This is a genomic window from Phenylobacterium sp. (assembly GCF_030693805.1).
Classification (GTDB): domain Bacteria; phylum Pseudomonadota; class Alphaproteobacteria; order Caulobacterales; family Caulobacteraceae; genus Phenylobacterium.
In genome coordinates, this window is sequence record NZ_JAUXZW010000344.1 from 1 (window position 1) to 5,136 (window position 5,136).

Here is a 5,136-nt window from a genome sequence, read left to right on the forward strand (position 1 = left end):
GCCGGCGATCGGGCCGGGCGAGATGCCGTTGACGCGGACGCCTTCCGGTCCCCACTCCATGGCCAGCACGCGAACCAGCTGATTGACGCCGGCCTTGGCGGCGCAGGCGTGCGCCAGGCTGCAATCTGCGCGCGCGATCACGATGTCACAGTCGTTCCACGATTCCATAACCCGCGGGCGTTATAGGGAGAGGATGTTGCAAGCCGATACCCTGCACCCGCGAGACCTGGCGCCGGCGGACGACGCCGTCTGGCGCTTGCTGTGCGCCACGGATGTCGCCCTATCAGGCCCGCTGCTCGGCCCCGACTTCGCACGCGCGGTCGGAGATGTACGCGAGGACGCCCGGGTCACGGTGTGGCGCGAGGACGGCGCGGCCGTAGGGTTCCTGGCGCATCATCGCCGCCCAGGCGCCTTCGCACGTCCGATCGGGGCGCCCCTGTCCGATTACCACGGGCTAGTGGCCCGCCAGCGGCTGGATCCGCCCGAGGCGCTGGCTGCGGCGGGCTTGAACGCCTTTCGGTTCACCGGGTTGATCGATCCGACAGGCGCCCTGAAGGGCGCGATCAAGAGCACACGCGAGGCGTTCGTGATCGTCCTCGACGGCTCGGCCGAGGCCTACCTGGAGACCTTGCGGGCGGCGAGTCCCAAGCGGTTCAAGAACTATCGCCGCCTTGACCATAAGCTGGAGCGCGATGTCGGCCCGCTGAGCGTCGTGGCGCCCGATCGGTCGATCGAGGCCTTCGAGACGCTGATCGCCTGGAAGCGCGATCAGCTCGAGCGCACCGGCGGCCACGACTTCCTGCGTCCCGCCTGGACCGACCGGCTCATGCGCAGCCTGCTGGCGCGCACGGACGGGGATTTCCAGGGCCTGATGGTCAATTTGTACGCAGGCGAGCGTCTGGTCGGCGGGCATTTCGGCATCCGCCTCGGCGCCCAGTTCCATCCGTGGATCGCCTCGATGGACCCGGAGCTTGCGGCCTGGTCGCCGGGGCAGGTGTTCCTGTCGCGGGCGATCTCCGCCATGCCTTCGCTGGGTCTCCTCCGCTACGACCTCGGGCCCGGCCACGAACACTACAAGCGCCCCTTCGCGTCGCAGACGGTGAGTGTCCACGAGGGCCTGGCGACGACGCTGCGTCCGGCGGGACGCGCCATGCAGGCGTTCGAGGACACCTGGGCGCTGGCCGGCGCACGGCGCGGCGGGGCGGTGGAGCGTCTGCGGCGCAGGCTGGACGTGATCGCCACAGTGGAGCTGTCGCTGCCGGGCCGCGCCCGCGCGCTGGCCCAGGCGTTCGCCGCTCAGACCCGCAGGCGCCAGGCGGCGGACTCGGAGATCGCCGGATGACCCTGGTGAGCGTGGTCATCCCCACCCAGCGCCGACCCGTAGGCTTGGCCGCGGCGGCCGGTTCGGTGCTGCGACAGACCGGCGTCGATCTCTCGCGCCTCGAGCTGCTGGTGGTCGACAACGACCAGGCGCCGTCGGCGCAGGCGATGACGCAGGCCTTGGCCGTCCAGGCGCCGTTCGCGGTGCGTTACATCCACGAACCCAGGGCGGGCGTCGCCCACGCGCGCAACGCCGCAATGGCCCAGGCGCGCGGAGATTTCGTGGCCTTCCTCGACGACGACGAGGAAGCGCCGAGCGGCTGGTTGCACGCGCTGCTCGACGTCCAGGCGCGCTTCGACGCCGACGTGGTGTTCGGCCCGGTGCGGGGACGCCTGCCTGACGAGGCCGAGCAGCATAGGCCTTATCTCGAACAGTTCTTCTCGCGCGTCGGCCCGAACGAGGCCGGCCTGCTGGATCACTATTACGGCTGCGGCGACAGCCTCCTGCGGCGCGCGGCGCTGCCGGACCCGCACGCGCCATTCAGCGCCGAACGCAATCACATCGGCGGCGAGGACGATCTATTGTTTGGTCAGATGAAGGCGCGGGGCGCGCGCTTCGCCTGGGCGCCCGACGCCTGGGTGTGGGAGGACCCCGCACCGGGACGGTTGAGCCTGCGCTACACGCTGGCGCGGGCCTTCGCCTATGGTCAGGGCCCCTCGGCGGCCTGTGCGGCTCAGAGCCCGCCAGACCGGTTGGGCGTCGCCAAGTGGATGGCGGTGGGGTTGGGACAGGCCGCGGCGTTCGGCGCGCTGGCGCTGGTGAAGTGGGCGGTGCACGCGCAGGATTTCGCCTTCACCCTCGACCGGGCGGCGCGCGGGCTGGGCAAGACCTTATGGTGGGGGCCATTCAAGGTGCAGTTCTACGGTCTGAGCGTGACGACATGAGTGTGATCCTCGACTGGACCCCGCAGAAGGCGCGCGCCTTCACTCGCGAAAACCTGGGGTTCGAGCACGGCCTGCATGAACGCCCGATGTTCACCGACGAGGGCCTCGCCGAGCTGCTGGACCGCTATCCACGCGACAAGCTCGGCGTCTTCACCATGGGCGAGGATCCGGTCGCCTGGACCACCTGGCGGCGCGGCTCGCCCGGCCAGCTCAGCGGCGACCAGCTGCTGGAAGCGGCGCAGGCCGGGCGGATCTGGCTGAACCTGCGTGAGACCAACCGCTATCTGCCCGCCTATTCAGCGCTGTGCGAAGAGATCTTCGAGGACAAGGCGGCCCACGCGCCTTCGGTACGGACCATGAAGCGCGACCTGGGCGTGCTGATCTCCTCGGCCAACGCCCAGGTGTTCTATCACCTCGACGTCGCGCTGGTCTCGCTGTGGCAGATCCGTGGCGTCAAGCGCGTGTGGGTCTATCCGGTGGCCGCGCCCTACATCCCCGAAGAGGCGCTGGAGCGCATCGTGCTGCGCGAGACCGCTGAGCAGTTCGCCTTCGAGCCACAGTGGGACGCCGCGGCAGAGGTTTATGACCTGACGCCTGGCCGCATGGTCACCTGGCGGCAGAACGCGCCGCACAGGATCGAGAACGGGTCGATGCTGAACGTCTCGCTGTCGATTGAATTCATGACGCCGCGGGCGCTGCTGCGCGCCAATGTTATCTACGCCAACGCGGTGCTGCGCCGGCGCGCCGGCGCTCGACCGCGCATCCAGCAGGGCTTCACCCCGCTGGCCGTCGGCAAGGTGGCGGTGGCCCGGGCGGCCAAGGCGTTGAAGCTGCATGCGCCGAACGAGCGCGTGCTGCCGCCGACGTTCCGGCTCGATCCGGCCAAGCCGGGCGTGCTGGGAACCCTCTGAGCCGTCAATTCGAACGCCTGTTGGCTTACGCAGCGTCGCCCGGTTAAGGTTTCGCCCGGCAAGAATTTATCCAGGGAGTCAATGATGGGCGAGGCCTATATCGTCGCGGCGACGCGCACCGCGGGCGGGCGCAGGGGTGGACGGCTGCGGGGCTGGCACCCGGCCGATCTGGCGGCCGCCGTGCTCAACGATCTGGTCGACCGCACGGGCATCGACCCGGCGCGGGTCGAGGATGTCCTGATGGGGTGCGTCTCCCAGGCCGGCGAGCAATCGGTGAACGTCGGCCGCGGCGCGGTGCTGGCCTCCAAGCTACCGGAAAGCGTGCCGGCGACCACCATCGATCGCCAGTGCGGTTCCTCGCAGCAGGCGCTGCAGTTCGCCGCCCAGGCGGTGATGAGCGGCACCATGGACGTGGTCATCGCCGCGGGCATCGAGAGCATGACGCGGGTGCCGATGTTCATGGCCACCGACCTTCCGGAGAAGAACGGCTTTGGCCATCCCAAGAGCTCCGGCCAGGAAGTCCGCTATCCGGGCATCGCGTTCTCGCAGTTCATGGGCGCCGAGATGGTCGCCGAGAAGTACGGCCTCGTGAAGGATGAGCTCGACGCGTACAGCTTCGAGAGCCATCAGCGGGCGATCGCCGCCACGCAGGCCGGCGCCTTCAAGGACGAGATCCTGGCGCTCGACGGCGTTGACGCCGAAGGCGGCGCGGCGCGCCACGACGTCGACGAAGGCATCCGCTTCAACATCACGCTGGAGGGCATCCAGTCCGTGAAGCTGCTGCGTGAGGGCGGCATGATCAGCGCGGCTTCAGCCAGCCAGATCTGCGATGGCGCCTCGGGTGTCATGGTGGTGTCGGAGCGGGCGCTGAAGGAGCTCAACCTCACGCCGCTGGCGCGAATCCACCATGTCTCGATCCTGGGCCACGACCCGGTGATCATGCTGGAGGCGCCGATCCCCGCCACGCACCGTGCGCTGGCGAAGGCCGGGATGAAGATCGACGACATCGACCTGTTCGAGGTCAACGAGGCGTTCGCCTCGGTGCCGGTGGCCTGGCTGCAGGATACCGGCGCCGATCCGGCGCGGATGAACGTCAATGGCGGCGCCATCGCGCTGGGCCATCCGCTCGGCGCGTCCGGCACCAAGCTGATGACCACCCTGGTCCATGCCCTGAAGGCGCGCGGCAAGCGCTATGGCCTGCAGACCATGTGCGAAGGCGGCGGCATGGCCAATGTGACGATCGTCGAGCGGCTCTGACAATCGGACGGCGCCGGTGATTCGCCGGCGCCGCTCCAGCCTTTGACGGGCCGGCCGGCGCGGAATTGTCACGTCTGCAAAGATAATTGGTCTGACCGCCCTCCAGGTCGGGCTATCGCATCGATTCTGCCTTGACGGTAGGCGGTCGCGACCTAGCCTTGGTCATAAGGGGAGGGCCGCAATGAGCCTCATTCTGATGCTCGTCGCGGCGGCAGCGCCCGCGGCGGCGCAAGTCGAAACACAGGCCGCTGCGCCGTCGCCGTCGCCGCCGCCCGCCGTGGCGCCGGATCAGGGCATCATCGCCTATCCGGCCAGCTTCTTCGCAGACACCTCGCCGACCAGCGCGCTGGACATGGTCCAACGCCTGCCGGGCTTCCAGTTCGACAAGGGCCAGGCTGTCCGGGGCCTGGCCGCGGCCGCTGGCAACGTGCTGATCGACGGCGAAGCGCCGGTCGCCAAGAACGATACGCTCGACGAGATCCTCAAGCGCATCCCGGTTTCGGCGGTGCTGCGGATCGAGCTGATCCGCGGCGGCGCGGGCGGCTATGACATGCAGGGCCGGCCGGTGCTGGCCAACGTGGTGCAGCGCGACACCTCCGGCTTCAAGGGCGCGACCACGCTGAGCGCCTCGTCGATCGACGACGGGCGCGTGCTGTCGAACATCCGCACCGAGGGCCAGTGGCGTTGGCCGGGCGGGCGCATC

5 protein-coding genes and 1 pseudogene are annotated in these 5,136 nt (G+C 69.3%); 5 read left to right on the forward strand and 1 reads right to left on the reverse strand.

All coding sequences use genetic code 11. The features are described 5' to 3' along the window. Window positions 1–168, reverse strand: a 168-nt coding sequence (locus tag Q8M88_RS13540) for an SDR family oxidoreductase (protein ID WP_305597689.1), incomplete at its 3' end; no start/stop codon positions are given. Between the two features lie 25 nt (window positions 169–193). Here Q8M88_RS13540 and Q8M88_RS13545 point away from each other — a divergent pair. The 5 genes and pseudogenes from Q8M88_RS13545 to Q8M88_RS13565 all read left to right on the forward strand — a co-directional run. Further along, window positions 194–1,342 carry a GNAT family N-acetyltransferase gene (locus tag Q8M88_RS13545; protein WP_305597685.1) on the forward strand — a complete coding sequence of 383 codons (1,149 nt, stop codon included), beginning with the start codon at window positions 194–196 and terminating at the stop codon, window positions 1,340–1,342. Continuing rightward, on the forward strand, window positions 1,339–2,265 hold the full coding sequence (locus Q8M88_RS13550) for a glycosyltransferase family 2 protein (protein ID WP_305597686.1): 927 nt from the start codon (window positions 1,339–1,341) through the stop codon (window positions 2,263–2,265). Before Q8M88_RS13545 ends, Q8M88_RS13550 begins: the two co-directional genes overlap by 4 nt. Then, the gene (locus Q8M88_RS13555; protein ID WP_305597687.1) at window positions 2,262–3,176 is read left to right on the forward strand and encodes a hypothetical protein; all 915 of its coding nucleotides are present in this window, start codon (window positions 2,262–2,264) and stop codon (window positions 3,174–3,176) included. Before Q8M88_RS13550 ends, Q8M88_RS13555 begins: the two co-directional genes overlap by 4 nt. Window positions 3,177–3,260: 84 nt before the next feature. Continuing rightward, complete coding sequence (locus Q8M88_RS13560) at window positions 3,261–4,433, forward strand: acetyl-CoA C-acetyltransferase (RefSeq protein WP_305597688.1); 1,173 nt, start codon at window positions 3,261–3,263, stop codon at window positions 4,431–4,433. Between the two features lie 181 nt (window positions 4,434–4,614). After that, window positions 4,615–5,136 (forward strand): annotated as a pseudogene (locus Q8M88_RS13565) (hypothetical protein); the annotation flags it as partial.